This window comes from Gemmobacter sp. LW-1 (assembly GCF_001303875.1).
GTDB classification, from domain to species: Bacteria; Pseudomonadota; Alphaproteobacteria; order Rhodobacterales; family Rhodobacteraceae; genus Gemmobacter; species Gemmobacter caeni.
Genome location: NZ_LJSC01000037.1, coordinates 35834 through 59007, shown reverse-complemented (window position 1 = coordinate 59007; position 23174 = coordinate 35834). Strand labels below are relative to the sequence as shown.

At 66.4% G+C, this 23174-nt stretch carries 25 protein-coding genes; 15 read left to right on the top strand and 10 right to left on the bottom strand.

Annotated elements, in window-relative coordinates; translation table 11 throughout:
- Positions 1-45: 45 nt before the first annotated feature.
- On the top strand, positions 46-1251 hold the full coding sequence (locus tag AO684_RS09120; RefSeq protein ID WP_054302439.1) for a PLP-dependent aminotransferase family protein: 1206 nt from the start codon (positions 46-48) through the stop codon (positions 1249-1251).
- Positions 1252-1402: 151 nt separating this feature from the next.
- Here AO684_RS09120 and AO684_RS09115 read toward each other — a convergent pair whose 3' ends face one another.
- Positions 1403-1741 carry a hypothetical protein gene (locus tag AO684_RS09115; protein WP_054302438.1) on the bottom strand — a complete coding sequence of 113 codons (339 nt, stop codon included), beginning with the start codon at positions 1739-1741 and terminating at the stop codon, positions 1403-1405.
- A gap of 2 nt (positions 1742-1743) precedes the next feature.
- Entirely contained in the window at positions 1744-2604 is an 861-nt protein-coding gene (gene hemF, locus AO684_RS09110) for an oxygen-dependent coproporphyrinogen oxidase (protein WP_054302437.1), read from the bottom strand.
- 115 nt (positions 2605-2719) lie between these two features.
- Between hemF and AO684_RS09105 the strand changes: the two genes are divergently transcribed.
- Positions 2720-3109, top strand: a complete 390-nt coding sequence (locus AO684_RS09105; RefSeq protein ID WP_054302436.1) for a hypothetical protein — start codon at positions 2720-2722, stop codon at positions 3107-3109.
- 3 nt (positions 3110-3112) lie between these two features.
- Here the strand turns inward: AO684_RS09105 and AO684_RS09100 are convergent, their stop codons facing one another.
- The 3 genes from AO684_RS09100 to clpS are packed head-to-tail and all read right to left on the bottom strand — an operon-like array spanning position 3113 to position 5268.
- Positions 3113-3916, bottom strand: a complete 804-nt coding sequence (locus AO684_RS09100; RefSeq protein WP_054302435.1) for an SDR family NAD(P)-dependent oxidoreductase — start codon at positions 3914-3916, stop codon at positions 3113-3115.
- 19 nt (positions 3917-3935) lie between these two features.
- A complete protein-coding gene (locus AO684_RS09095; RefSeq protein WP_054302434.1) occupies positions 3936-4919 on the bottom strand; it encodes a class I SAM-dependent methyltransferase in 984 nt (327 codons plus the stop codon).
- Between the two features lie 28 nt (positions 4920-4947).
- Positions 4948-5268, bottom strand: coding sequence for an ATP-dependent Clp protease adapter ClpS (gene clpS / locus AO684_RS09090; RefSeq protein WP_054302611.1), 321 nt, complete (start codon positions 5266-5268; stop codon positions 4948-4950).
- Positions 5269-5398: 130 nt separating this feature from the next.
- Here clpS and AO684_RS09085 point away from each other — a divergent pair, with 130 nt between their 5' ends.
- The 3 genes from AO684_RS09085 to AO684_RS09075 all read left to right on the top strand — a co-directional run bounded on the left by AO684_RS09085 (position 5399) and on the right by AO684_RS09075 (position 8686).
- The gene (locus tag AO684_RS09085) at positions 5399-6103 is read left to right on the top strand and encodes an HAD family hydrolase (protein ID WP_054302433.1); all 705 of its coding nucleotides are present in this window, start codon (positions 5399-5401) and stop codon (positions 6101-6103) included.
- Between the two features lie 182 nt (positions 6104-6285).
- Positions 6286-7938 (top strand): D-alanyl-D-alanine carboxypeptidase family protein, encoded by a 1653-nt coding sequence (locus AO684_RS09080; RefSeq protein ID WP_082400851.1) that lies wholly within the window; start codon positions 6286-6288, stop codon positions 7936-7938.
- Positions 7939-8008: 70 nt separating this feature from the next.
- Positions 8009-8686, top strand: a complete 678-nt coding sequence (locus AO684_RS09075; RefSeq protein ID WP_054302432.1) for a fumarylacetoacetate hydrolase family protein — start codon at positions 8009-8011, stop codon at positions 8684-8686.
- 76 nt (positions 8687-8762) lie between these two features.
- Here AO684_RS09075 and AO684_RS09070 read toward each other — a convergent pair whose 3' ends face one another.
- The 3 genes from AO684_RS09070 to AO684_RS09060 form a co-directional block, all read right to left on the bottom strand.
- Positions 8763-10337 (bottom strand): 5-guanidino-2-oxopentanoate decarboxylase, encoded by a 1575-nt coding sequence (locus AO684_RS09070; protein WP_054302431.1) that lies wholly within the window; start codon positions 10335-10337, stop codon positions 8763-8765.
- Positions 10338-10420: 83 nt separating this feature from the next.
- Complete coding sequence (locus AO684_RS09065) at positions 10421-11608, bottom strand: pyridoxal phosphate-dependent aminotransferase (protein ID WP_054302430.1); 1188 nt, start codon at positions 11606-11608, stop codon at positions 10421-10423.
- Positions 11605-12258 (bottom strand): TetR/AcrR family transcriptional regulator, encoded by a 654-nt coding sequence (locus AO684_RS09060; RefSeq protein ID WP_054302429.1) that lies wholly within the window; start codon positions 12256-12258, stop codon positions 11605-11607. Before AO684_RS09060 ends, AO684_RS09065 begins: the two co-directional genes overlap by 4 nt.
- A gap of 73 nt (positions 12259-12331) precedes the next feature.
- Between AO684_RS09060 and AO684_RS09055 the strand changes: the two genes are divergently transcribed.
- The 6 genes from AO684_RS09055 to AO684_RS09030 all read left to right on the top strand — a co-directional run bounded on the left by AO684_RS09055 (position 12332) and on the right by AO684_RS09030 (position 17343).
- Positions 12332-13111: an ABC transporter ATP-binding protein gene (locus tag AO684_RS09055; protein WP_054302428.1), complete on the top strand. Its 780-nt coding sequence runs from the start codon at positions 12332-12334 to the stop codon at positions 13109-13111.
- Between the two features lie 36 nt (positions 13112-13147).
- The gene (locus tag AO684_RS09050) at positions 13148-13918 is read left to right on the top strand and encodes a transporter substrate-binding domain-containing protein (RefSeq protein ID WP_082400850.1); all 771 of its coding nucleotides are present in this window, start codon (positions 13148-13150) and stop codon (positions 13916-13918) included.
- A gap of 41 nt (positions 13919-13959) precedes the next feature.
- Positions 13960-14667: an ABC transporter permease gene (locus AO684_RS09045; RefSeq protein WP_199750662.1), complete on the top strand. Its 708-nt coding sequence runs from the start codon at positions 13960-13962 to the stop codon at positions 14665-14667.
- Positions 14664-15434, top strand: a complete 771-nt coding sequence (locus tag AO684_RS09040; protein WP_054302426.1) for an ABC transporter permease — start codon at positions 14664-14666, stop codon at positions 15432-15434. Before AO684_RS09045 ends, AO684_RS09040 begins: the two co-directional genes overlap by 4 nt.
- An 83-nt stretch (positions 15435-15517) precedes the next feature.
- On the top strand, positions 15518-16213 hold the full coding sequence (locus tag AO684_RS09035; protein WP_054302425.1) for a tRNA (guanosine(46)-N(7))-methyltransferase TrmB: 696 nt from the start codon (positions 15518-15520) through the stop codon (positions 16211-16213).
- Between the two features lie 80 nt (positions 16214-16293).
- Complete coding sequence (locus AO684_RS09030) at positions 16294-17343, top strand: amidohydrolase family protein (RefSeq protein WP_054302424.1); 1050 nt, start codon at positions 16294-16296, stop codon at positions 17341-17343.
- A gap of 3 nt (positions 17344-17346) precedes the next feature.
- On the opposite strand, the gene AO684_RS09025 is transcribed toward AO684_RS09030, so the two are convergent.
- The gene (locus AO684_RS09025) at positions 17347-18009 is read right to left on the bottom strand and encodes a FadR/GntR family transcriptional regulator (protein WP_054302423.1); all 663 of its coding nucleotides are present in this window, start codon (positions 18007-18009) and stop codon (positions 17347-17349) included.
- Between the two features lie 82 nt (positions 18010-18091).
- On the opposite strand from AO684_RS09025, the gene AO684_RS09020 reads away from it, so the two are divergent.
- Together AO684_RS09020 and aroA are read left to right on the top strand one after the other, a co-directional pair.
- Positions 18092-18838, top strand: coding sequence for a sulfite exporter TauE/SafE family protein (locus AO684_RS09020; protein WP_054302422.1), 747 nt, complete (start codon positions 18092-18094; stop codon positions 18836-18838).
- Positions 18839-18906: 68 nt separating this feature from the next.
- On the top strand, positions 18907-20250 hold the full coding sequence (aroA, locus tag AO684_RS09015) for a 3-phosphoshikimate 1-carboxyvinyltransferase (RefSeq protein WP_054302421.1): 1344 nt from the start codon (positions 18907-18909) through the stop codon (positions 20248-20250).
- On the opposite strand, the gene bchE is transcribed toward aroA, so the two are convergent.
- Positions 20251-21747, bottom strand: coding sequence for a magnesium-protoporphyrin IX monomethyl ester anaerobic oxidative cyclase (gene bchE, locus AO684_RS09010; RefSeq protein WP_054302420.1), 1497 nt, complete (start codon positions 21745-21747; stop codon positions 20251-20253).
- Between the two features lie 113 nt (positions 21748-21860).
- Here bchE and AO684_RS09005 point away from each other — a divergent pair, with 113 nt between their 5' ends.
- Together AO684_RS09005 and AO684_RS09000 are read left to right on the top strand one after the other, a co-directional pair.
- On the top strand, positions 21861-22448 hold the full coding sequence (locus AO684_RS09005) for a d(CMP) kinase (RefSeq protein WP_054302419.1): 588 nt from the start codon (positions 21861-21863) through the stop codon (positions 22446-22448).
- Positions 22449-22512: 64 nt separating this feature from the next.
- Entirely contained in the window at positions 22513-23013 is a 501-nt protein-coding gene (locus tag AO684_RS09000; RefSeq protein WP_054302418.1) for a BLUF domain-containing protein, read from the top strand.
- Positions 23014-23174 lie beyond the last annotated feature (161 nt).

The following is a 23174-nucleotide window of genomic DNA, read 5'->3' as shown; positions in this document are numbered from 1 at the left end:
CGGTCAGGCGCACCCTCCGCCCCGAATCGCGTCAGGGAGGATGACATGCAGTGGAGCGACGTGCTGGCGACCCGCAGCACGAGAATGAAGGCGTCGGAAATCCGGGAACTGCTGAAGTTGCTGGACCAGCCCGACATCATTTCCTTCGCTGGCGGGATTCCCGATCCGGCCCTGTTCCCGGCTGATGCCTTCGCCCGCGCCTTTGCCGATGTCATGGCCGACAGTCAGGCCGCAGCCGCGCTGCAATATTCGGTATCGGAAGGCTACAAGCCGCTGCGCGACTGGATCGCGGCCGAAATGGGCAAGATCGGCGTGCCCTGCACGGCCGAGAACATTCTCATCACCTCGGGCTCGCAACAGGCGCTGGATTACTTGGGCAAACTGATGCTGTCGCCCGGTGACACTGCAATGGTTACCTGGCCCACCTATCTGGGCGCGCTGGGGGCTTTCAACGCCTATGAGCCGCGGTATGTGCGGCTGGACCCCGGCTCCAACGCCGATCCCGAGGCGCAGAAGGCCGAGGCCCGCGAGGCTGGCGGGGCTCTGAAATTCGCCTATCTTTCCGCTGATTTCTGCAACCCGACCGGCGAGACGCTGACCCGCGCCGCGCGCGAGGCACTGCTGGATCAGGCAGCAGCGCTGGGCGTCGCGGTGATCGAGGACGGCGCCTATCAGTTCCTGCGCTACGATGGCGAACCGATCCCGCCGATCCTTGCACTGGATATCGAGCGCTCCGGCGGGATTGAAAATACCCGCACGATCTATTGCGGCTCTTTCTCCAAGACGCTGGCGCCGGGTCTGCGCGTGGGCTGGGTCTGTGGCGCGCGCGAGGTAATCTCGCGGCTGGTACTGATGAAACAGGCGGCCGACCTGCATTCAGCGACGATGAGCCAGATCGTCACGGATCGCGTGGCACGCGAACTCTTTGACAGCCATGTCGCCAGACTGCGCGCCACCTATGGCGCACGGCGTGACCGGATGCTGGTGGCGCTGGACCGCGAAATGCCGGAAGGCGTGCGCTTCACCCGGCCCGAAGGCGGCATGTTCATCTGGCTGACGCTGCCCGAAGGCATGGACGGCGCCGACCTGCTGGCTCGTGCCATCGCGGAAGAGCGTGTGGCCTTCGTGCCCGGCGGCGCTTTCCACGCGGACGGGTCAAACCGCAATACGCTGCGGCTGTCGTTTTCTTGTGCGACGGAAGAGAAAATCGACGAGGGCATCGCCCGCCTCGGCCGTCTGTTGCGCGGCTGACGGGGCGCGGGGGAAGTCTGCCCCCCAACGGCCTTCGGCCTCCCCCCGAGGATATTTGAGCCAAGATAAAAGCAACGTCCCTTTATCTTGGCTCAAATATCCTCGGGGGTGAATTGCCACAGGCAAGAGGGGGCGGAAAGCCCCCTTTGCTTCACAGGCCGGGAATCCCCATGCCACGCAGGCGATTCAGCGCCGGTTCAGCGTCTTCGCAATTCTTCAGCCGGATCGTCACTGCGCTGGCATAGCCGAAGCGCCCGGCGGATGTCGGGCGCAGGGTCAGCGCCAGGCCGTCCGGGCCAAGGCTGGCGGTTTCGATGGCATCCTCGGCGCCGAAATCTTCGTCATTCACCTCGAACCAGAGCGCGCCGCCGGTCTTGGGCTGACGGAACAGCGCATAGCTTTCGTCACGCGCATCGACGAAGCCCACGAAGATCAGCCCGTCCTCTTCCGCCACGGTCGCATAAGCCGCTTTCACCACAATGCCGGTCATGTTCAATACCACTTCGCGACGGGGGGCAGGCTCATCAGAACGGCATCGGCGTTGTGTCCGGTCTCCAGCCCGAATTTGGTGCCGCGATCATAGACGAGGTTGTATTCGGCATAGAGACCGCGGTGGCGGAGTTGGGTTTCGCGGTCGTCCGCGCTGGAAGGCGTGCCGAGGCGGCGTTCCGTCACCGGCAGGAAGGCGGGCAGGAAGGCGGCACCCACTGCGCGGGTGAAGGCGAAATCAGCCTCCCAGTCGCCGGTATTCAGATCGTCATAGAAGATGCCGCCGACCCCGCGCGCCCGGCCCCGGTGGGGGATGAAGAAATACTCGTCGGCCCAGGCCCTGAAGCGCGGGTAATAGCCCGCGTCATGCGCATCGCAGGCCGCTTGCAGGGCGGCGTGGAAATGCGCGGTGTCTTCGGCATATTCGATGCAAGGGTTCAGATCGGCACCACCGCCAAACCACCAGGCATGGGGCGTCCAGAACATCCGGGTGTTCATGTGGACTGCCGGGGTATGGGGATTCTCCATATGGGCCACGAGGCTGATGCCGCTGGCCCAGAAGCGCGGATCTTCCGCCATGCCGGGCACACCACGCGCCGCCATGGCCTTTTGCGCGCGCGCGCCAAGGCTGCCATGGACGGTGGAGATATTGACGCCGACCTTTTCAAAGACCGTGCCGCCGCGCATAACGCTCATCAACCCGCCACCGCCGCTGTCGCGGGTGGTGGGGGTGACCTCGAACCGGCCGGCCGCATCGCCGCCGAAACGGGTTTCCAGCGCCTCGAAGGCTGTCACGATCTCATCGCGCAGGCTGCGGAACCAGTCTGCCGCGCGTGTCTTGCGGGTTTCGAAATCCTCGGTCATCGGCTGCTCTCCGCTGCGGTCGGCCCCTTCCTATCAACTTCGTCCGCAGGCTGCCAGAATCGGATTTCCCGTGCGGGCGGGCGCTGATAGGCTGGCGCAAAGAGTGGAGTGCGTGATGAAACGTCTGCTGATCCTGCTGCCGCTGCTGGCAGCTTGTGGCACGCCGCAAGAGCAATGCATCCGCCAGGTCACCCGCGATCAGCGCGTGGTGGAGCGGCTGATCACCGAAACCGAAGAGAATTTGCGCCGTGGCTATGCCATTGAAACCTACGTCACGACGGTGACGCGCTGGCGGCCCTGTGGGCCGGGTGGCGTGGACGAGAAGGGCAAGCCCGCACCACCGCAGATGTGTCTGGATGATATCGACGTGACGCGCACGCGGCCGAAAGCCATTGATCTGGATGCCGAAGCGGTGAAGCTGCGGCAGCTTCGGACGAAGCGCGATGCGCTGGCGAGGCAGAGCAGCAGTTCGGTCGCTGCCTGCAAGGCACAGTATCCCGAATAGGGATCAGTGGGCGGGGGCCGTTACCGCATCGACGAGGCTGCGCCCGCCATCCACCGTCAGCACCTGCCCGGTCATGAAGCCGGAGGCATCGGAGGCGAGGTACTGCACCGTTTCCGCCAGTTCGCTGGCGGCGGCAATGCGGCCCATGGGCGTGCCCGCGGTGATCGCCTCCCGGTAGTCGGGGGTATCTTTCAGGGCGGCCTGAAGGCTCGCGCTCATCACCGAACCGAAGGCGACCGCATTCACCCGGATACCTTTGGGGGCAAGGGCCACCGCCATCGAGCGAGTCATCTGGTCCAGCGCGGCGCAGGCGACGGAATAGCCCAGAAGCTCGGGCCGGGTATGCTGCGCGGCGATGGACGAGATGTTGATGATCGACCCCGCCGGGCCGCCGCCATTGCGCTCGGCCTGAAGGATCATCCGCTTGGCAGTCAGCTGCGTCAGGCGCAGGCTGGGGAACAGGTTCTGTTCCAGCATCGGTTCGACCGCGTCGTCGTCGATGCAAAGCGGGTCCGACAGGCTGATCTGGCGGCTTGCATTCACGAGGATGTCCACCCGTTCGAAGGCATCCATGGTGGCGGACAGCAGGTTGGTGATGGCTAGCTTCTGCCGCAGATCGCCCGCGAACATGCGTACCGGGCCTTCGCCCCGTGCTTCGTCACCGACCTCGGCCTCCAGCCGGGCTTCGTCCATGTCGGCGAAGATCACATTGGCGCCCTTGTCAACAAAGTGGCGGGCGATGGCGCGGCCGATGCCGTTGGCGGCGCCGGTAACGATGGCGGTCTTGCCTTGAATGGAAAGCGACATGAGGAGGAGCCCTTTCTGCCTAGCGGCGGCTGGGATAGGAGGCGCGGACAAGCCGGAATGCGCCGTCGCCGCCGATCTCCTCCACCTCTCGGAACGCCGCACGCAGGGCGGGATCATAGGGGAGATGACGGTTGGCGACCAGCCAGAGCGTGCCATCGGGGGCAAGCATCTTTGCCGCGGCCTTGAGGAAGGCGAGGCCGAGACCGGGATCGGCCTCGCGCCCGGTATGGAAGGGCGGGTTGCAGACCACGGCGCCCGCCAGATGCGGGACCTGCCAGAGCCGTGCATCGGCCCAGTGGAAATGCGCGCGCGGGTCGGGGATATTCAGACGTGCGCAGTCGAGCGCGGTGTGATCGGCCTCGACCAGATGCAGTTCCTTTACACCGTCGCGGGTAAGGATCGCGCGGGACAGGTAGCCCCAGCCAGCACCCAGATCGACCACGCGCGAGGGAAATTTGGCGGGCAGCACCCCGGCCAGCAGGATCGAGCCACGATCCGGCCCGTCGGCGGAAAACACGCCGGGCAGGGTGGTGAAGCCGTCAACCTGCTGCGGGCGGGCGGACCAGTCGGACAGATCCGGGCCGGAAGGGAAGGCGGCGATCTTGCCATGCGCCTTGGCGAGCGCTTCGCCCAGATCCACGCGGGCGCACAGGTCTTTCAGCAGCGTGTCAATGCCATCGGTCTTTTGCCCGTCCAGAATGACAAGGGCCCCGGGCGGCAGATGAGCGCAGGCAGTGGCAACCAGCGCGCGAGCTTCGGCCCGTGCGCGGGGCACACAGATCAGCGCGGCTGTATACTCGCCCTCCGGCGCGGTGGCACAGGCATGGCCCAGCCCGGTGAAATGATCATGGTCCGGGCGGAAGCCGGTGATGACCTGCACGCGGGCCTTCGGCAGCGCCGACAGGTCGTCGCCCGCGCGCGGGCGGAAGACAGCGATGCGCCCCTCGGGCGGCAGGGCAATGGCGCCGGTATCCAGCGCAAGCTCAAGACGGGTGGAACGCATGGGCGGCCCCTTGGGGCCTTATCCTCTCTTATTCCTTCTCCATCGTGCATTGCAGCGGATGCTGATGCCGACGCGAGAAATCCATCACCTGCGCGACCTTGGTTTCGGCCACTTCGAAGGAGAACACGCCAACCACGGCGAGGCCCTTCTTGTGAACCGTCAGCATGATCTCGAACGCCTGCGCGTGATTGAGGCCGAAGAAGCGTTCAAGGATATGCACCACGAATTCCATCGGCGTGTAATCGTCATTCAGCAGCAGCACCTTGTACATGGGTGGCCGCTGGGTGCGGGTCTTTGCCTTCGTCAGGATCGAGGCTTCCGATCCGGGCCCGTCGTCTTTGTCGGACATGAAAAAGGGGCGCAGGGTCAAGGGTCGCTCCGGCAGGTTCGGCGGATTCGTGATATCGGTGGATTATAGCGCAAAGCGGCGGCGCGAAAAGGGGCTGGCGAATCCGTGACCCGGCGCTACTTTCGCGGCCATGGAAAAACTGACGCTTATCGGCTTCGATGCCGACGACACGCTCTGGCAGAACGAGACCTTCTTCCGGCTGACGCAGGACAGGTTCGAGTCCTTGCTGGCGGATCACGCCGCCGCCGATCATCTGCACGAACGGCTGCTGGCGGCAGAGCGGCGCAATGTCGGCCAGTATGGTTTCGGGGTGAAAGGCTTCACGCTTTCGATGATCGAAACCGCCATCGAGGTGACCGAGGGCCGGGTGCCCGCCTCCGTCATTGCCGAGCTGATCGCGGCGGGGCGCGAGATGCTGTCCCATCCGATCGAGCTTCTGCCCCATGCGCGCGAGGCGGTGACGGCAGCGGCCGGGGCAGGGTTCCGCGTCATGCTGATCACCAAGGGGGATCTGATGGATCAGGAGCGCAAGCTGGCGCAGTCAGGGCTGGGGGATCTGTTCGACGCGGTGGAGATCGTGTCGGACAAGACGGCATCGGTCTATACGCGGCTGTTTGCCCGCCATGGCGTGCGCCCCGAGGCGGCGATGATGGTTGGAAACTCGCTGAAATCCGACGTTCTGCCGGTGATCGAAACCGGCGGCTGGGGGGTGCATGTGCCCCACGGCCTGACCTGGGCGCTGGAGCGCGCCGATCCGCCGACCGGCCACGCGCGTTTTCGCGAATTGTCCGATCTTTCGGCACTGCCGGGGCTCCTGGATCAGCTTTCGTCATAATGTGGTGGTGGCGTTCCATGGCCCCCACCACATATCGCTATGGCTTCTGAACAACGCCGCAAAAGTGGTTGAATTTCCGGGGTTTCCGGCGCCGATACCCTGTGTTAGCCTTCGTCAAAAGCCCCGGACTACACGGGGCAGACGATACCGAGGCAGATAACAATAAGGCGAGGGGCAGGGACGTGGCTTCACGACTTGGGCAGTTCGTTCGCAACTTCACCCTGATGGCGGTTTTCATTGTGGTCGCGGCCTGTTCCGCAACCCGACCGACGCCGTCTGGCGCGGCGCCCTACGCCGCCTATGTGATGGATGCGCGCACCGGCGAAACTCTTTACCAGACCAACGCGGATACGCGGCTGCATCCGGCTTCGCTGACCAAGATGATGACGCTGTACATCGCCTTCGAGGCGGTAGAGCGCGGCGAAATCAGCCTCGACAGCATGGTCACCATCTCGAAACATGCGGCGAACGAGCCGCCCTCGCGCCTTGGCCTGAAGCCGGGGCAGAAGATCGCGCTGCGCCATCTGATTCGCGCCGCCGCCATCAAATCGGCCAATGACGCGGCTACGGCCATTGGCGAGGCGGTCGGCGGATCGGAGGCGAATTTCGCCAAGCGGATGAACCGCACCGCCAAGGCGATCGGCATGACCAACACCACTTTCCAGAACGCCAACGGCCTGACGCGGTCGGGTCACTTGTCGACCGCACATGACATGTCGGTGCTGGGGCGGCGGCTGTTCTACGATTTCCCGCAATATTACAACATTTTCTCGCGGCGCGAGACGGATGCTGGTGTGCGGGACGTGCTGTCGACCAACCGCAGGTTCCTTGACAGCTACAAGGGGGCCGATGGCATCAAGACCGGCTTCACCAATGCGGCAGGGTTCAACCTGACCGCTTCGGCGGAGCGCAATGGCGTGCGGATCATCGCAACCGTGTTCGGCGGCACTTCGACTGCGCAGCGTAATGCCAAGATGTCGGAACTGCTGGACCTTGGCTTTGCCAAGGCGCGTCCGGGGGCCAAGGTGCAACCGCCGGCGCCGCCGGTCTACCAGCAGCCCGAAGCGCCGGCGGCCCCGGCAGAGGATATGCTGGTGGCCGATGCCTCGGGCGGAAGGGTTGTCGGGGCGAAGACCGTGCGTGTCAGCACGACGCTGGCGAAATCGCCGGTGCCGCGGGCCCGTCCGGGGGCTGCGCCGGTCGCGATGGTGGCACAGGTTGAAACGCTGCCGGAGGCCCGGCCCGATCCGGCGGTCGAGGCTGCAGTGGATGCGGTGGCGGAACGGATCGCTGCCGAAGTGGCCGTGGCCGCCATGCAGGACAGCATTGCCGATGCGCTGGCTGCGGCCGGGGCGGAAACCACGGAGGTCGCCATTGCCGAGGCTGATACCGGCCTGCCGGAAATCACCGATGGCAGCGTGATGACTCTGGCGGCGGCGGTTGCCGTGCCGCAGGCGGCCGCGCCAAAGGCGAAGCCCGCGCATGTGCCGACCGTGATTCACACCGCCACGCCCATGGCGGGCGAAGCGGCAGAGCAGGTGGCCAGCGCACGTGTGACGCCGACACCGACCGAGGTGGTGACCCGCATCTCGACTTCGGGCGGGCGGCACTGGGGTGTGAACATCGGTCGCTTTGCCAGCCGGGGCGCGGCAGAACGCGCCCTGATGCAGACCATGCTGTCGGAGGGCGCCACGCTGAACGAGGGGCTGCGCAAGATCGTGCAGAAACCCACAGGCTTTGACGCCAATTTCATGGGCCTGAGCCAGAAACAGGCGGAGCTTGCCTGTCTTCGGCTTCAGGCGCGCGGCACGCAGTGCTTCACCCTCGGGCCGTAAGGCCGCGGCTGATCTTGCGGATCGGATCGCCTCCGGGCAGGTTTGACACCTGACCCGGAGGTTTTGTTTCATGGACTACGTCTTCCCGCCCGCGCCTGTGCCCAGCCTGCCCGTTCAGGGTATGGCTGCGCGTTTCCCCGTGCGCCGCATCTTCTGCGTCGGGCGCAACTATGCCGAACACGCGCGCGAAATGGGGCATGACCCGGACCGCGAACCGCCGTTCTTCTTTACCAAGCCTGCCGACGCGCTGGTGCAGGACGGGATGCAGATCGCTTATCCGCCCGCGACGGCGGATCTGCACCACGAGGCGGAACTGGTGGTTGCCATTCGCAAGGGTGGTGCGGGGATTGCCATGGCGCAGGCGCTCGATCATGTGTTCGGCTATGCGGCAGGCAATGACCTGACGCGCCGCGACATGCAGGCCGCGGCCAAGGCGGCGCGGCGACCCTGGGATATGTCGAAGGGCTTTGATGCCTCGGCGGTGGTCGGCACCATTGTGCCGGGGCAGGCGGTGCCGGAGGGCGCGATTCGCTGCCTTGTTGCGGGGGGCGTGCGGCAGGAGGCAGCGCTGGCGGACATGATCTGGCCGGTCGCGGATGTCATTGCGCACCTGTCGGGGCTGGTTCGGCTGGAGCCGGGCGATCTCATCATGACCGGCACACCTGCCGGGGTTGGCGCGATTGCGCGGGGCGAAACCTGTGTGGTGCAGATAGATGGCCTGCCTCAGGCTGTGGTGACGGTGATCTGAAACCGGGGGCCTTTGCCGGGGGCATCGAACCCCCGGCAAAGGCATTGCCATGGAAGACGGCGTCCGGTCGCCGGGATCAGGCGACGCGAATTTCGATCAGGCGCGGTCCGGTGCAAGGCTGTTGCAAGGCTTTGGCGAGTTCGGCCGGGGTGTTGGCGACGCTCTGGAACGGCAGGTCGCAGGCGGCTGCGAAAGGCTCCATCCGCAGGGGGGAGGGGGTGCAGCCGATGACCTCTGCCCCGGCGCCGGTCATCGCCTCGGCGATTTCGCGGAAACCTGCATTGTTCCAGACGAGGAAGGTGACGGGCAGCTTTTCGTCCACGGCGGCGCGCAGTTCACCGGGCGAGAATTGCAACCCGCCATCACCGATCAGGCAGATCACTGGCGTACCGGGGGCGGCAAGTGCGGCGCCGATGGCGGCGCCGGGGCCAAAGCCCAGGGCGCCATAGCCGGTAGCGGCATTGAACCAGCCACCCGCGCGGTCATGGTCGTAATAAAGGTTCCCGGCATAGACCGGCTGCGTGCTGTCGCCGACCACGATGGAACCGGGCACGGCATCCCGCAGGGCTTCCAGCATGGCAAGCTGATGCGGCATGTCGGGATGCAGTCTTGCCAGTTCGGCTCTTGCCGCATCACGGGTGGCACCGGCCCGCCCGGCGCCATCGCCCCTGCGCGGCGGGATGGCGGCGGCGAGTTCGGCCAGCGTTGTGGTGGCGTCGGCGGCGAGGGTCAGGCTGGCAGGGTGCCCGGCGAGCTGGTCGGGGCAGAGGTCAATGCGGATCATGGCGGAAAGGTCCGGCAGGCCGCCACGCACATACATGTCATAATCGGTGGGACCAAGCTCGGTGCCGACGGCCAGCACCAGATCCGCCCCGGCGACCAGCGCTCGGGTGGCGTCGAGCGAGGGGGAGGCGGGTACGGTCAGGGCATGGCCATGCATCAATCCGCGGGCATTGGTGGTCTGCACCACCGGAGCGTCCAGCGCCTCGGCCAGCGCGCGCAACGGCGTTTCGGCCCGCCGGGCGCCGCCACCGGCAAGGATGACCGGGGTTGTGGCGACGGAAAGGCGGGTGATGGCGAGGGCCAGCGCCTCGGGCTCCGGTGACAGCGGGCGCGCGGCAGGAACCGGGCGCGGCGCTGTGGCGGGCAGCGGCATCACATCGGTTGGCACTTCGATATGCACCGGGCCGGGCCGGCCCGAGGTCAGAGCGGCGAAGGCACGGTCGAGCACGGGCTCCACCATCTCGGGCGCAGTGATCTGGAAGCTGGGGCAGAGTGTGCGCACCATCCCGGCCTGATCCGGCAGTTCGTGCAGCAGGCCATAGCCGCCGCCAAGGCTCGCGCGCCGGTTCACGCCGGAGATCACAAGGATCGGCACCGAATCGGCCCGTGCCTGTGCCATGGCGGTCAGCGCATTGGTCAGGCCGGGGCCGGTGATGACGAAGGCTACGCCGGGCTTGCCCGAAACGCGGGCATAGCCATCCGCCATGAAGGCGGCGCCCTGTTCGTGGCGGGGCGTGACATGGCGGATGCCGGAACCGGCAAGGCCACGGTAAAGCTCGATCGTATGGACGCCGGGGATGCCGAAGACCAAATCGACGCCGCGCTGTTTCAGGCCCTGAACAAGCGCCTGTCCGGTGGAAAGAGGCATGATCTGCTCCGTTTGCTGCGGGGAGGGGCGCTGCCCCTCGCGCCTTCGGCGCTCACCCCCGGGATATTTGGACCAAGGTGAAATCAGGCGGCGTCGGCGCGGAAGCGCGCCGCATGGCGGGCGATGCGGGTGCAGCCTTCGGCAATAGCGGCGTCGGGTTGGGTGAGCGCGAGGCGCAGCCAGCCGGAAAGCGCGGCGCCGAAGCTTTCGCCCGGCATGACTGCGACATGTTCGGCATCGAGCAGGCTTTGCGCGAAGGCCTCGCCTGAAAGGCCGGTGGCGCGCACGTCGACCAGGGCGAACATGCCCGCATCGGGGCGATGGACGCGCAGGCCCGCAGTGCCATGCAGCTTGTCGTGGATCATGGTGGCTCGGGCCGCGAAACGCCCAGACATGCCGGGGGCAACCGGCGAGGGATGGCTGACTGCCTGAGTTGTCATGTCGGCAATGAAGGGCTGATTGCCGAAGAGCAAGGTTTCCGACAGCGGCAGCAGGCGGGCGCAGAACTCGGCGGGGCCGACGCACCAGCCCGAACGGAAGCCGGGCGCCGCGTGGGATTTGGAAATCGAGGCGCAGGCGATGCTGCGGTCTGCCAGTTCGGCCAGATCGAGCGGCGAGGTGAAGTGAACGCCTTCGAACACCAGATCCTCATAGACCTCGTCCGAGACGATCCACAGGTCATGGGCGCGGGCAATCTCGCCGATGGCAGCGATGTCCTCGCGCGTCAGCACCGCGCCGGTGGGGTTGTGCGGGGTGTTGAGGAAAATCGCGCGCGTGTCCGGGGTAACGGCGGCCGCGACATCGGCCGGATCGAGCCGGAAGCCGCGTTCGGGGCGCAGCGTCACCGGAACCGGCGTGGCGCCTGTGGCGCGGATTAGCCCTTCGTAGGTCGCATACATCGGGTCGCCAACGATGACTTCAGCCCCTGCCTCGGCGATGGCCATGAAGACGGCGTAGAGCGTGGTCTGGGTGCCCGGGAAGCACATCACCTGTTCCGGGCCGATGTGCCGCCCGCGCCGGATGGAATAGCGCGCGGCCAGCGCCCGCAGCAGCCCTGGCTCGCCCTGGCCATTGGAATAGCCGGTGCGCCCCGACAGCATGGCGCGCGCGGCGGTTTCCATCAGCTCGGGCGGACAGGGCACATCCGGTTCGCCAATGGTGAATTCCAGCACGGCGGTGCCTTCGGCTTTCATCCGGCGGGCGCGGGCGTGGATTTCCCATTTCGCGCCGCCCAGATCGGCGAGGCGTTCGGTGACGGAGGCGTATTTCATGGCGTTTCCTCTGGCAGGGCGGGGGGCAGGCTGGCGGCAAGGTCGAGACCAAGAATGGCGCCGACAGCTTCCAGCCCGATATGTTCGAGTTCGCCGGGCGCAAAAGCCTCCGGCAGGGCGCAGCCTTCCAGCCACAGCCCGTCGATCACGCCGTTGCAGGCGATGGCGAGTGTGCGCAGCCGGGCAGGATCGTTGTGCCCCGGCAGGGCGGCGATGAGTTCCTGCAGCAGGTCGCGATAGCCCAGATAAGTTTCGGCGTGAATCGCGGCCATCGCGGGATCGGAGCGCACCTGATGCAGAAACCCGGCCCAAAGGCCCATGCTGCGCGGATCGACCACCGGCGGGCGCAGCGCGGCGGCGACGAAGGCGGCCAGCCGGGCCAGGGGATCGGCTGGCGCGGCCTCCAGCACGGCGGCATTTTCGGTGCTCATCCGGTGCATCAGCGCGCGATAGGCTTCGCGGGTCAGTTCCTCTTTCGTCTGGAAATAGTGACGAATCAGGCCGGGCGTAACGCCTGCCCGTTCGGCAATGGCGCGGACAGTCGCGGCCGAAGGGCCGCCCTCGGATATCAGGTCCAGGGCTGCGGAAACCAGCGCATCGCGCCGCCGCTCCTCACCCTCCCGTCTGAACTTGCGCCGTTCGCCTTGCATGGGCACCTCAATTATACACTTGCATAATTACAGGGATCGGGGCTTACTGCAATCACCCAGTGACGGAGTTCCGATGACGCGACCAGATGGCGATGTCCCCCGGCCCGAGGCAATCCGCATCGAAGGATTGCACAAATCCTTCGGCCAGCTTGAGGTGCTGAAAGGGGTCTCGCTGGCGGCACGCGAAGGCGATGTGGTGGCGGTGATCGGCGGTTCCGGTTCCGGGAAGTCGACCATGCTGCGCTGCATCAACTTTCTGGAAACGCCAAGCGCGGGCAAGATCATCATCGGCAATGAAGCTGTGACGATGCGTCCAGATGGCAGCCCCGCTGACCGCAAGCAGATCGAACGGCTGCGCCAGAGCCTTGGCATGGTGTTCCAGCAATTCAACCTTTGGTCTCACCGGACGATTCTTGAAAACCTGATCGAGGTTCCGGTGCATGTGCTGGGTGTGCCGAAGGCCGAGGCGATTGCCCGCGCCGAACGCCTGCTGGCGCGCGTCGGGCTTTCGGCGAAGGCCGACGTCTATCCGGCTTTCCTGTCGGGCGGACAGCAGCAGCGCGCCGCAATAGCCCGCGCCCTGTGCATGGAGCCGCGTGCCATGCTGTTTGACGAACCAACTTCGGCGCTGGACCCGGAACTGGTGGGTGAGGTTCTGGCAGTGATCCGCGATCTGGCCGCCGAAGGGCGCACCATGATCCTCGTCACGCATGAGATGAAATTCGCGCGGGAGGTCGCCAGCCATGTCGTCTTCCTGCACAACGGTCTGATCGAGGAGGAAGGCCCGCCTGAACAGCTGTTCGGCGCGCCGCGTTCCGAAAGATTGCAGCAATTCCTGAAAAGCGTGGCCTGAAGAGCCGCCAAATGATCCAACAGAAGGGGTAACAAGATGAAAAAACTCGCGCTGACGCTGACGGCGGTGCTGATGATGGGCGGGGCTGCCATGGCCGCGCCGGTGAAGGTAGGAATCGCCGCCGAACCCTATCCGCCGTTCGCCTCGCCCGATGCCTCGGGCAAGTGGGTCGGCTGGGAGGTCGACATGATCGGTGCAGTCTGCAAGGCGGCCGAAATGGAATGCGAGATCGTGCCGGTGGCCTGGGACGGCATCATTCCGGCGCTGACTGCCGGTCAAATCGACGCCATCATGGCCTCTATGTCGATCACAGAAGAACGGATGAAAACCATCGACTTCTCGAACAAGTATTACAACACCCCGACCGTGATCGTCGGGCCGAAGGCCGATGCGATGACCGCCGATGCCGAGGGGCTGAAAGGCAAGATCCTCGGCGTGCAGGTCTCGACCATCCACGAGGCCTATGCGCAGAAACACTTCAAGGACGCGGTGGCCGAGATCAAGGTGTACCAGACCCAGGATGAGGCCAATCAGGATCTGGTCGCGGGCCGGATCGACGCCACGCAGGCCGACAGCATTGCGCTGGACGATTTCCTGAAATCCGAGGCAGGGGCGGCCTGCTGCGAGGTCAAGGGCGCGGTGGCGGATGACCCGGATGTTCTGGGCCTTGGCGTCGGCGTCGGTCTGCGCAAGGGCGACGAAGAGCTGAAGGCCAAGTTCAACGCCGGGATCGCCAAGGTGCTGGAGGATGGCACCTATGAGGAAATCTCCAAACCCTACTTCAGCTCGTCGATCTACGGCGGCTGATGGCCGTGACGGCGCTGGTCGGGGCCGCAGGCGCGGCTTCCATGTTTGAACTTCTGCAACTTTCGCCTCCCGGTTGGGGGGCGAACCTGCTGCGTGGCTTGTGGAATTCGATCCTTATCGCCTGTGGGGCCTTCGGGCTTGGCATCGGGATCGGCACGCTGGGTGCCTTTGGGAAGCTTTACGGCGGGCCGGTGCTGCGCGACCTGCTGGCGGTCTACACGACCGTCGTGCGGGCGGTGCCGGAACTGGTGCTGATCCTCATACTTTACTATGCGGTTACCGATGCGGTGAACCAGACGCTGCTCGCCTTTGGCTATGACCGGATCCAGATTTCCGGCCTTGCTGCCGGGATTGCCGTTCTGGGCGTGGTGCAGGGCGCCTATGCGACCGAGGTTCTGCGCGGCGCTATTCAGGCGGTGCCCGCGGGACAGATCGAGGCCGCCCGCGCCATGGGCATGCCGCCCGGTCTGCTGGCCCGGCGCGTGACCCTGCCCCTGATGCTTTCGAACGCGCTGCCGGGGCTGGCGAACCTGTGGCTGGTGGCCACCAAGGACACCGCGCTGCTGGCGGTTGTGGGCTTTGGCGAACTGACGCAGGAAACCCGGCAGGCAGCCGGTGCGACGAAAGCCTATTTCACCTTCTTCATGGCGGCGGGGGTGCTGTACCTGATCCTCTCCATCGGCTCGGGCTGGTTGTTCGCCCGGCTGGAACGCCGCGCCCGCCGTGGCCAGCCGGAGCTGCACGGATGAGGGCATTCTGGAAACCGCATCGCATCGTCATGGCGCTGATCGCGCTGGTGATTGTCGTCTGGTCGGTGCTGAACCTGCGCTGGGACTGGGTGCCAAATTATCTGGGCCTTGCGGCGCAGGGCATCTGGCGCACGATCTGGCTGCTGGCGGCCTCCATCGTGCTGGGTATGGCGCTGGCCATCCCGCTGGGGCTGGCGCAGGCGGTGGGGCCGCGCATCCTCGCCTGGCCTGCCCGCACCTTCTGCACGGTGATCCGGGGCACGCCGCTTCTGCTGCAACTCTGGCTGCTTTATTACGGCCTCGGGTCGCTGTTCCCGACGATCCCGTGGATCCGGCAAAGCGAGTTCTGGCCGATCCTGCGGCAGGCCTGGCCCTATGGCTTGCTGGCCCTGACGCTCAGCTTCGCAGGGTATGAGGGCGAGGTGATGCGCGGGGCTTTCAAGGGCGTGCCGAAAGGGCAACTGGAAGCTGCGCGCGCCATGGGCATGCCGCGCCTGACCATCCTGCGCCGGATCTGGCTGCCGCAGGCACTGCACCGCGCGCTGCCGACGCTCGGCGGCGAGACGGTACTGCAACTGAAGGCGACCCCGCTGGTTGCCACCATCACCGTGGTTGATATCTATGCCGTCGCGAGCCGGGTCCGGCAGGACACCTTCATCACCTATGAACCGCTGCTCTTGCTCGCGGTGGTCTATATGGCGATCACCGGCATCATCGTGCTGGGCTTCCGCTGGTTCGAGGGGCGCATCCCGTCGCGTGTGGCCTGAAGCAGATGGCAGACGCCCCTCTGCAACGGCTTGACCGGCGCCGTGCCGGGGGGTAGGCCCCCGCCGTCTGAAGGAGGCCGGTGATGACGGAAGAAACAGAGCGGCGCAATTTCTACGGCCGGACCCATGGCAAGACGTTGCGTGCCAGCCAGAAGCAATATCTGGCCGAGGATCTGGGCCGCATCAGCCTGTCGGGGGTGACGCGGGCCGACAATCCGGCCCGCACCCCGCTCGACCTTGCCAAACTGACCGGCGGGCGACCGCTTTGGCTGGAGGTCGGCTTTGGCGGCGGCGAGCATCTGGTGCATATGGCCGCGCGCTATCCTGGCGTGTTCATTATCGGCTGCGAGCCTTTCGTGAACGGTGTCGCCATGCTGCTGGGCAAGGTGCGGCAGGCGGGGCTGGATAATCTCGTTATCCATCCCGGCGATGTGCGCGATCTGTTCGACGTGCTGCCGGATAGTTGTGTCGAGAAGTGTTTCCTCAACTACCCTGATCCATGGCCCAAGGCGCGGCACCACCGGCGGCGCTTCGTGACGCCGGGCTATCTGTCGGCGCTGGCGCGGGTGATGCAGCCGGGGGCCGAGTTCCGGGTGGCGACCGACATTCCCGATTATGTCCGTCAGACACTGGAGGAGGTGCCGCCCGCCGGGTTTGATCTGATCCGGCAGGCTGGTGAGGGCGGGGCATGGGAGGACTGGCTGTCGACCCGGTACGAGCAGAAGGCCCTGCGCGAAGGGCGCGCTCCGAATTACCTGACCTTCCGCCGTCAGCGCTGAAGACGCAACGCGCGCTGCCTTAGCCGGGTTTTTGCGGGCATGCGGGCAGGCTTGGCCGGTCATCCGACCGGAGAGCCTGCATGTCGCGCCTTGCCATCACGAATTGCCATGTCCACACCTTCACCGGGCGGCATATCCCCGCCCGCTATCCGCATGTTCTGCTGATGCCGTTCAAGCGGCTGCCGTGGCTGCTGCGCGGTCTTGCCCTCGGGGCGGGCGTGCTGGGGCAGGAGCGCGCGGCGGCGGCGCTGGGGCGGCTGCATCGCTTTCAGGCCGAAGCGCAGGCAGGCGGGCAGGCGGAAATCTTTGACCGCCTCATCGCGCAATACCCGGCGGGCACGCGCTTTGTCGTCTTGCCGATGCAGATGGCCGGGCTGGGGCAGGGGCGGGTCGCTGCCGATCTGCGGGCGCAGCACGACGAGCTGGCGGCACTGGCCCGCGCCTGGCCGGGGCTGATCCTCCCCTTCGCGGCTTGCGACCCGCGTCTACCCGGCGCTGCGGCGGAGGTGCGGCGCTGCATCGAGGATCTGGGCTTTCGCGGGCTGAAGCTTTACCCCCGCATCGGCTATGCCCCCGATCATCCGGTGCTGATGCGTGAGGTTTATCCGTTGCTGAACGCGCGCGGGCTGGCGGTGGTCAGCCATTGTTCGCGCGGCGGGGTGACGGGGCGGCTGAGCCGGGCCGAGGCGGATCGCCTGTCGCATCCGATGGCTTTCACGCCCGTGCTGCGGGCCTTCCCGAAGATGCAGGTGAATCTTGCGCATTTCGGCGGGCAAAGCGATTGGGAGCGGTATATCGGCGAAGGGCTGGACCCCTATGATCCGGCAGCGCGCGACGGCAACTTCCTGATCGCCCTGCGCGGGATGATCGAAAGCGGTGATTTCCCGAACCTGTGGACCGATGTGTCCTATACGTTGTTCCAGTCGGAGGCGTTTCTGCCCTTCCTGCGGCTGTTCATGGCGCATCCTCGCCTGCGCGAACGTGTGCTGTTCGGATCGGATTTCTACATGACCCGGCAAGAGGCGTTGTCAGAGCGCGCCGTTGCAGTGCGGTTGCGCTTTGGTTTGGGCGAGACGCTGTTTCGCCAGATTGCCGAGGTCAATCCGGCACGCTGGCTGGGTGAGGGCTGAGGCCTATCCCTCCATCATGCGGGCGATGGTTTCCAGATGTTCGCGCATGGCGCTGGCGGCCTGCGTGCCGTTTCCTGCCGCGACGGCCATGACCACGGCGGCATGTTGGTCGCTGTGCAGGCCGGTGAAGGCATCAACCCCGGCGCGGCGATAAGCGGTCTCCCATCGTTGTTGCCAGCCGACACGCCGCCGTGCGCGTGACAGGAAGCGCATCACGGCAATCAGAACGGGATTGCCCGCCGCATCGGCGAGGGCGGCGTGAAAAGCCTCGTCCGCGGCTTCAGCGGCCTGCCGGTCGCGTGCGCTGCGCCCCGAGCCGACCAGCGCCGACAGCCGGGCACAGGTGGCGGGTGTTGCACGTTCGGCGGCGGCCCCGGCAATGGCGGGTTCCAGCAAAAGACGGGCGTGCATCAGCGCCTCGGGCGTAGCGGCCTCGATCAACAGGTTTTCCCGCAGCGGGGCCGGGCCGGGGCGCGGGCCGGTGAAGGTGCCCTGGCCGACATGGCGCCAGATCCTGCCCTCGGTTTCCAGTATGGCGAGGGCCGCGCGCAGGCTCTGGCGGCTGCATCCCAGATCGGCGGCCAACTGACGTTCAGGGGGCAAGCGGCGCGGCGGGCCTTCGGCCAGATCGCGCAGCCGGGGCAGGATGTCATCGTGTCGGGCCATGATCGCTCCCCGGACCAATTTGCAGACCAATCTGGACCGGGGCACATGACGGGTCAAGGGATCGCCGGGGAGGGCACGGGCAATGGTCGAGATACTGGTTCTGGCGATGACGGGCTTCGTGGCCGGGGTGCTGAATTCAGTGGCAGGAGGCGGCACCTTCCTGACCTTCCCGGCGCTGGTCTGGGCCGGTCTGCCCCCGGTGGCCGCCAATGCCACGGCAACCTTTGCGGCGCTGCCCGGCTATCTGGGCGGGGCCTGGGGCTTTCGCCATGATATCCGGTCGGAAGGGGCGCTGAAGCTGTGGCAGATCATTGCGCTGTCGCTGGTGGGTTCGGTCACAGGCGCGCTGTTGCTGTTGGTTACACCTTCGGATGTGTTTGACGGGCTGGTGCCGGTACTGCTTCTGGTGGCGACGGGGCTGTTCGCCTTTGGCCCGCGCCTGCTGGCGACGCTGCGGGCGCGCGGCATGGGGGCGACCGGGCCGGGCCTCAGCGCGGCGCTGGTCTTTGTGGTGGCGGTTTACGGCGGCTATTTCAACGGCGGTCTGGGCATCTTGCTGCTGGCGCTGTTCGGGCTGATCGGGTTCACCAATCTCAACACAATGAACGGGCTGAAAGTGCTGCTTTCGGGGCTGATGGCGGTGCTGTCCTGTGCGGCTTTTGCCATTGCCGGGCTGATCGGCTGGTATGAGGGGCTGATCATGGCTGCCGCCTGCACGCTGGGCGGCTGGATCGGCGCGGGGCTGGCGCGGCGGATGCCGGTTGCGGTGTTGCGGGCCCTGATCGTGGTGATCGGGCTGGGCATGGCGGTGGTGTTTTTCCTGCGCTGAAGCGGCGGGGCTGGACCGTCGCCCCCGCTTGCGCTAACGCGGGGGCAAGGATGAGAGGGAGCCCCAGAATGTCCGGCCATGGTGACGCGCAACCGATGACCGCCCGCAAGTCGGGCCCGCTGAGCGGGACGGCCGCCGTGCCGGGCGACAAGTCGATCAGTCATCGCGCGCTGATCTTCGGGGCCATGGCGGTGGGCGAGACGAAGATCACCGGCCTTCTGGAAGGACAGGACGTGCTGGATACCGCCAAGGCGATGCGCGCCTTCGGGGCCGAGGTGACGCAGCACGGGCCAGGCGCCTGGTCGGTGCATGGTGTGGGCGTGGGGGGATTCCGCGAGCCGGTCGATGTGATCGACTGCGGCAATTCCGGTACCGGCGTGCGGCTCATCATGGGCTGCATGGCGACCACCGACATGACCGCGACCTTCACCGGCGACGCGTCCTTGCGCAAACGCCCGATGGGCCGGGTGACCGACCCGTTGGCGCTGTTCGGCGCGCGGGCCTACGGGCGGCAGGGCGGGCGCCTGCCCATGACCATCGTGGGCGCCGCGAACCCGGTGCCGGTGCGCTATGCGCTGCCTGTCGCCAGTGCGCAGGTCAAATCTGCGGTGCTTCTTGCCGGGCTGAACGCGCCGGGCGAAACCGTGGTGATCGAGCGGGAACCGACGCGCGACCATTCCGAACGCATGCTTCTGGGCTTCGGCGCGGATCTGCATGTGGAAAGGGGGGCGGAGGGGCATATCATCACCCTGAAGGGCCAGCCGGAGCTGCGGCCGCAGACCGTGGCAGTGCCGCGTGATCCGTCCTCGGCCGCCTTCCCGGTCTGCGCGGCGCTGATCGTTGAAGGCTCCGACATCCTCGTGCCCGGTGTCAGCCAGAACCTGACGCGCAATGGGCTTTACATCACCCTCGTCGAGATGGGGGCGGAGATCGAGTTCCAGAACCCGCGCGAGGAAGGCGGCGAGCCTGTGGCCGACCTGCGCGTCCGCTTTTCGGGCAATATGAAGGGCATCGAGGTGCCCCCCGAACGCGCGCCGAGCATGATCGACGAATACCCGATCCTGTCGGTCGTGGCGGCCTTTGCGACCGGCAAGACGGTGATGCGCGGCGTCAAGGAGTTGCGGGTCAAGGAAAGCGACCGCATCGACGCCATGGCGCGGGGCCTTGAGGCCTGCGGCGTGACCATCGAGGAAGACGAGGATACGCTGATCGTGCATGGCATGGGCGCGGGCGGTGTGCCCGGCGGCGCCACGGCGGCGACCCATCTCGACCACCGCATCGCCATGAGCTTCCTCGTCTGCGGCATGGCGGCGCAGAAGCCGGTTTCTGTGGATGACGCCTCGCCCATCGTCACCTCCTTCCCGATTTTTGAAGGGCTGATGACCGGGCTTGGCGCGACGCTGACGCGCTGATCACGCGGCGTCGCGGCGGCGGTCCAGCGCGTTTTCCGGCAATTGCCCGGCCCCGAGGAAGGTTTCGACCGTCGGGCCGGGCCGCGCGCGAAAGCGGAATGCATCGCGGAACTCGCGCAGCCAGACGCCACGCCCCATGGCGGTATACCAGCGCTGGGCGTGGCGCAGTTCGGGGTCTTTCTGCAACCAGATCCGCGCCAGCGCGCGCGGGCGCAACTGCACCACAGCCTCGATCAACTTGACCCAGAGAAACACCCGCCACGCCGGCACCCGCGGGGTTTCCAGCACCTGATGCTTGTAATCCCAAAGGCTCAGATCGGTCTGCACCACCCGACGATGCGCGCTTTGCCCGAAGAACGGTGTCCAGCGGTGCGGTGTGGCATAGACTGACATGATCTGATCGGGGTCATAGACCAGCAGATGCCGCAGCAGCCGCGCGTAATCGGCGTCGGTTTCCTCCTCGAACCCCACGGCGAAGGTGCATAGCCCGATCATGCCATGCGCGCGCAGAAGGCCGATGGCCTCGCGGTCCTTCGCCCGCGTGCCGCCCTTGCGGACGGTGGCGAGCGTGGCCTCGTCCGTGCCCTCCAGCCCCAGCAGAAAGCGCAGGCAACCGGCGCGTTTGTAAAGCGGCAGCAGGTCCGCGTCGCGCACGATGTCATCGGCGCGGGTCGATCCGATGAGGGTGACCTTCACCCCGGTCGCCACCAGCGCCTCCAGAAACGCTTTCCACGCCTTGCGCGAGGAGGTCGGGTTCTCGTCCGCGAGGTTTACCAGTTCGACGCCGTGTTCGCGCACCAGCCAGGCGATCTCAGTCGCGAATTTCACCGGGTCGCGATGGCGCCATTGCGTCCAGAAACCGCGCTGGCCGCAATAGGTGCAAAGATGCGGGCACCCGCGCGAGAATTGCAGGATTACCGCGCGCTTGCCGCCCCAATAGCTGTAGCGCGACAGGTCCACCAGTTCCCACCCGATGCGGGCGCTGTCGAGGTCGCGCAGCATCGGCGCAGGCGGCGTGGCATGGGGCTGGCCGTCGCGCCGGAAGGCGATGCCTGGGACTGTCGCAAGATCGGCACCAGCCTCCAGCGCCGCGATCAGGCGGGGCGCGGTGACCTCGCCTTCTCCCCGCACCACCACGTCGATCTCGGGGCAGTCAGTCAGCACCTCCTGCCAATGATAGCTGGGATAGACCCCGCCATAGACGATATGCGCCTCGGGCAGCGCTGCGCGGATCAGGGGAGCCAGCCGCGCCACCACCGGATGCGCCGAGGTCGACCCCGCGTGCCCGATCAGCACAGCCTCGGGCGGGTTTTCCGTCAGGGCGGAAAGGATTCCCGCATCCGTCATCGGCCCCGGATCAGCATTGATCAGCCGCACCGCATGGCCCGCGTCGATCAGCGGCCCGCCAATCGTCAGATGCCCCAGCGGCGGCAGTTGCTCTTTCGGCACGCGCGAGCCGATGGCGCGATGCGGCGGGTTCAGAAGGGCGATTCTCATGCGGCTCCTGCACAGATACGATCTCAGCCTCCCACGGGCGGCGGGGCTTGCCAAGAATTGACCTTGCGCGCCCCGAGGCATAAACCGCGCCAGAGCAAAGCGGAGAGAATGCGATGATCTTCACGGTGGCAATCGACGGGCCTGCGGCGGCAGGCAAGGGCACGATCAGCCGGGCGGTCGCGGCGCGTTTCGGCTTTGCGCATCTGGATACCGGCGCGCTTTATCGTGCCGTCGGGGTGAAGGGCGGTGATCCGGTCGCGGCAGCAAATGGCCTGACGCCGGAGGATCTTGCGCGCGACGATCTCCGCACGCTGGAGGCCGGTCTGGCCGCGAGCCGCGTTGCGGTCATCCCCGAGGTTCGCGCCGCGCTTCTGGACTTTCAGCGCCGCTTCGCGCGGCGCGAGGGCGGGGCCGTGCTGGACGGGCGCGACATCGGCACCGTGATCTGCCCCGAGGCCGAGGTAAAACTGTTCGTGACGGCCAGCGCCGAGGTGCGGGCCCATCGCCGCTGGCTGGAGGTCGGCGGAGATGCCGCGCGGGTGCTGGCCGAGGTGCGCGAACGTGATGACCGCGACATGAACCGCGCAGATGCACCGCTGAAACCTGCGGCGGATGCCGTGCTGCTGGATACGTCCGGCCTTGGGCCGGAAGAGGCGATTGCGCAGGCCATCGCCCTGGTGCAGGCGCAGATGCCGGGGTGACAGAACCGTCTTGACCGCCGGGCAGGTTTTGCCGCTAATACAGGGGCTTCTGGAGTTTCCACGCATGTCCGCACCCTACCGGCAGATTCTGTACCGCAGCCTGCCCAGCCACCCGGATTTCGACCGCAGCGACGTCGCAATCCTGCGGACGGCGTTACAGTTCAACGCGGCTTCCGGAATCACCGGCTATCTGGTTCGCACGGCCGATCAGTTCCTGCAGGCGCTGCACGGGCCGCAGGCGGCGATGGAGGCCCTGCTGGCCCGGATTGCGGCGGACGAAAGGCACAGTGGATTTGACATGCTGCTGGACGAGGACGGCAGCGCGGAAAGCCCGTTCGAGGGCTGGGCACTGGGCTATGACCATTTCTTCGAGATGGAGCACGGGCTGGAACTGACAGGCGATGGCGCGCCTCCGCCGGTTTCGGTGGCGCAGGCGCGCGATCTCATCCTCGCCCTTGCGCGTGCGGCGGCAGATACGCTGCGGTTCGGCTCCGGCTTTCCGCAGGCGCGGATGCCGGGAGAGACCGATGACGCCTACCTGTCCCGGCTGGAGCAGATGGCCTGACCGGCCTTCCGCGTGCCTTTCCCTTGCCCCGTTGGCCCAAAGCCGGTATAGCGCGCCCATCCCAAGGTGACTCGGCCCGGTTCTCCGGGCCTTTCCCGTTCGGGGCCATCAAAGACCGGCGGAGCCAACCGCATGGCCAGAAAACCATGAAAAGGACTGAA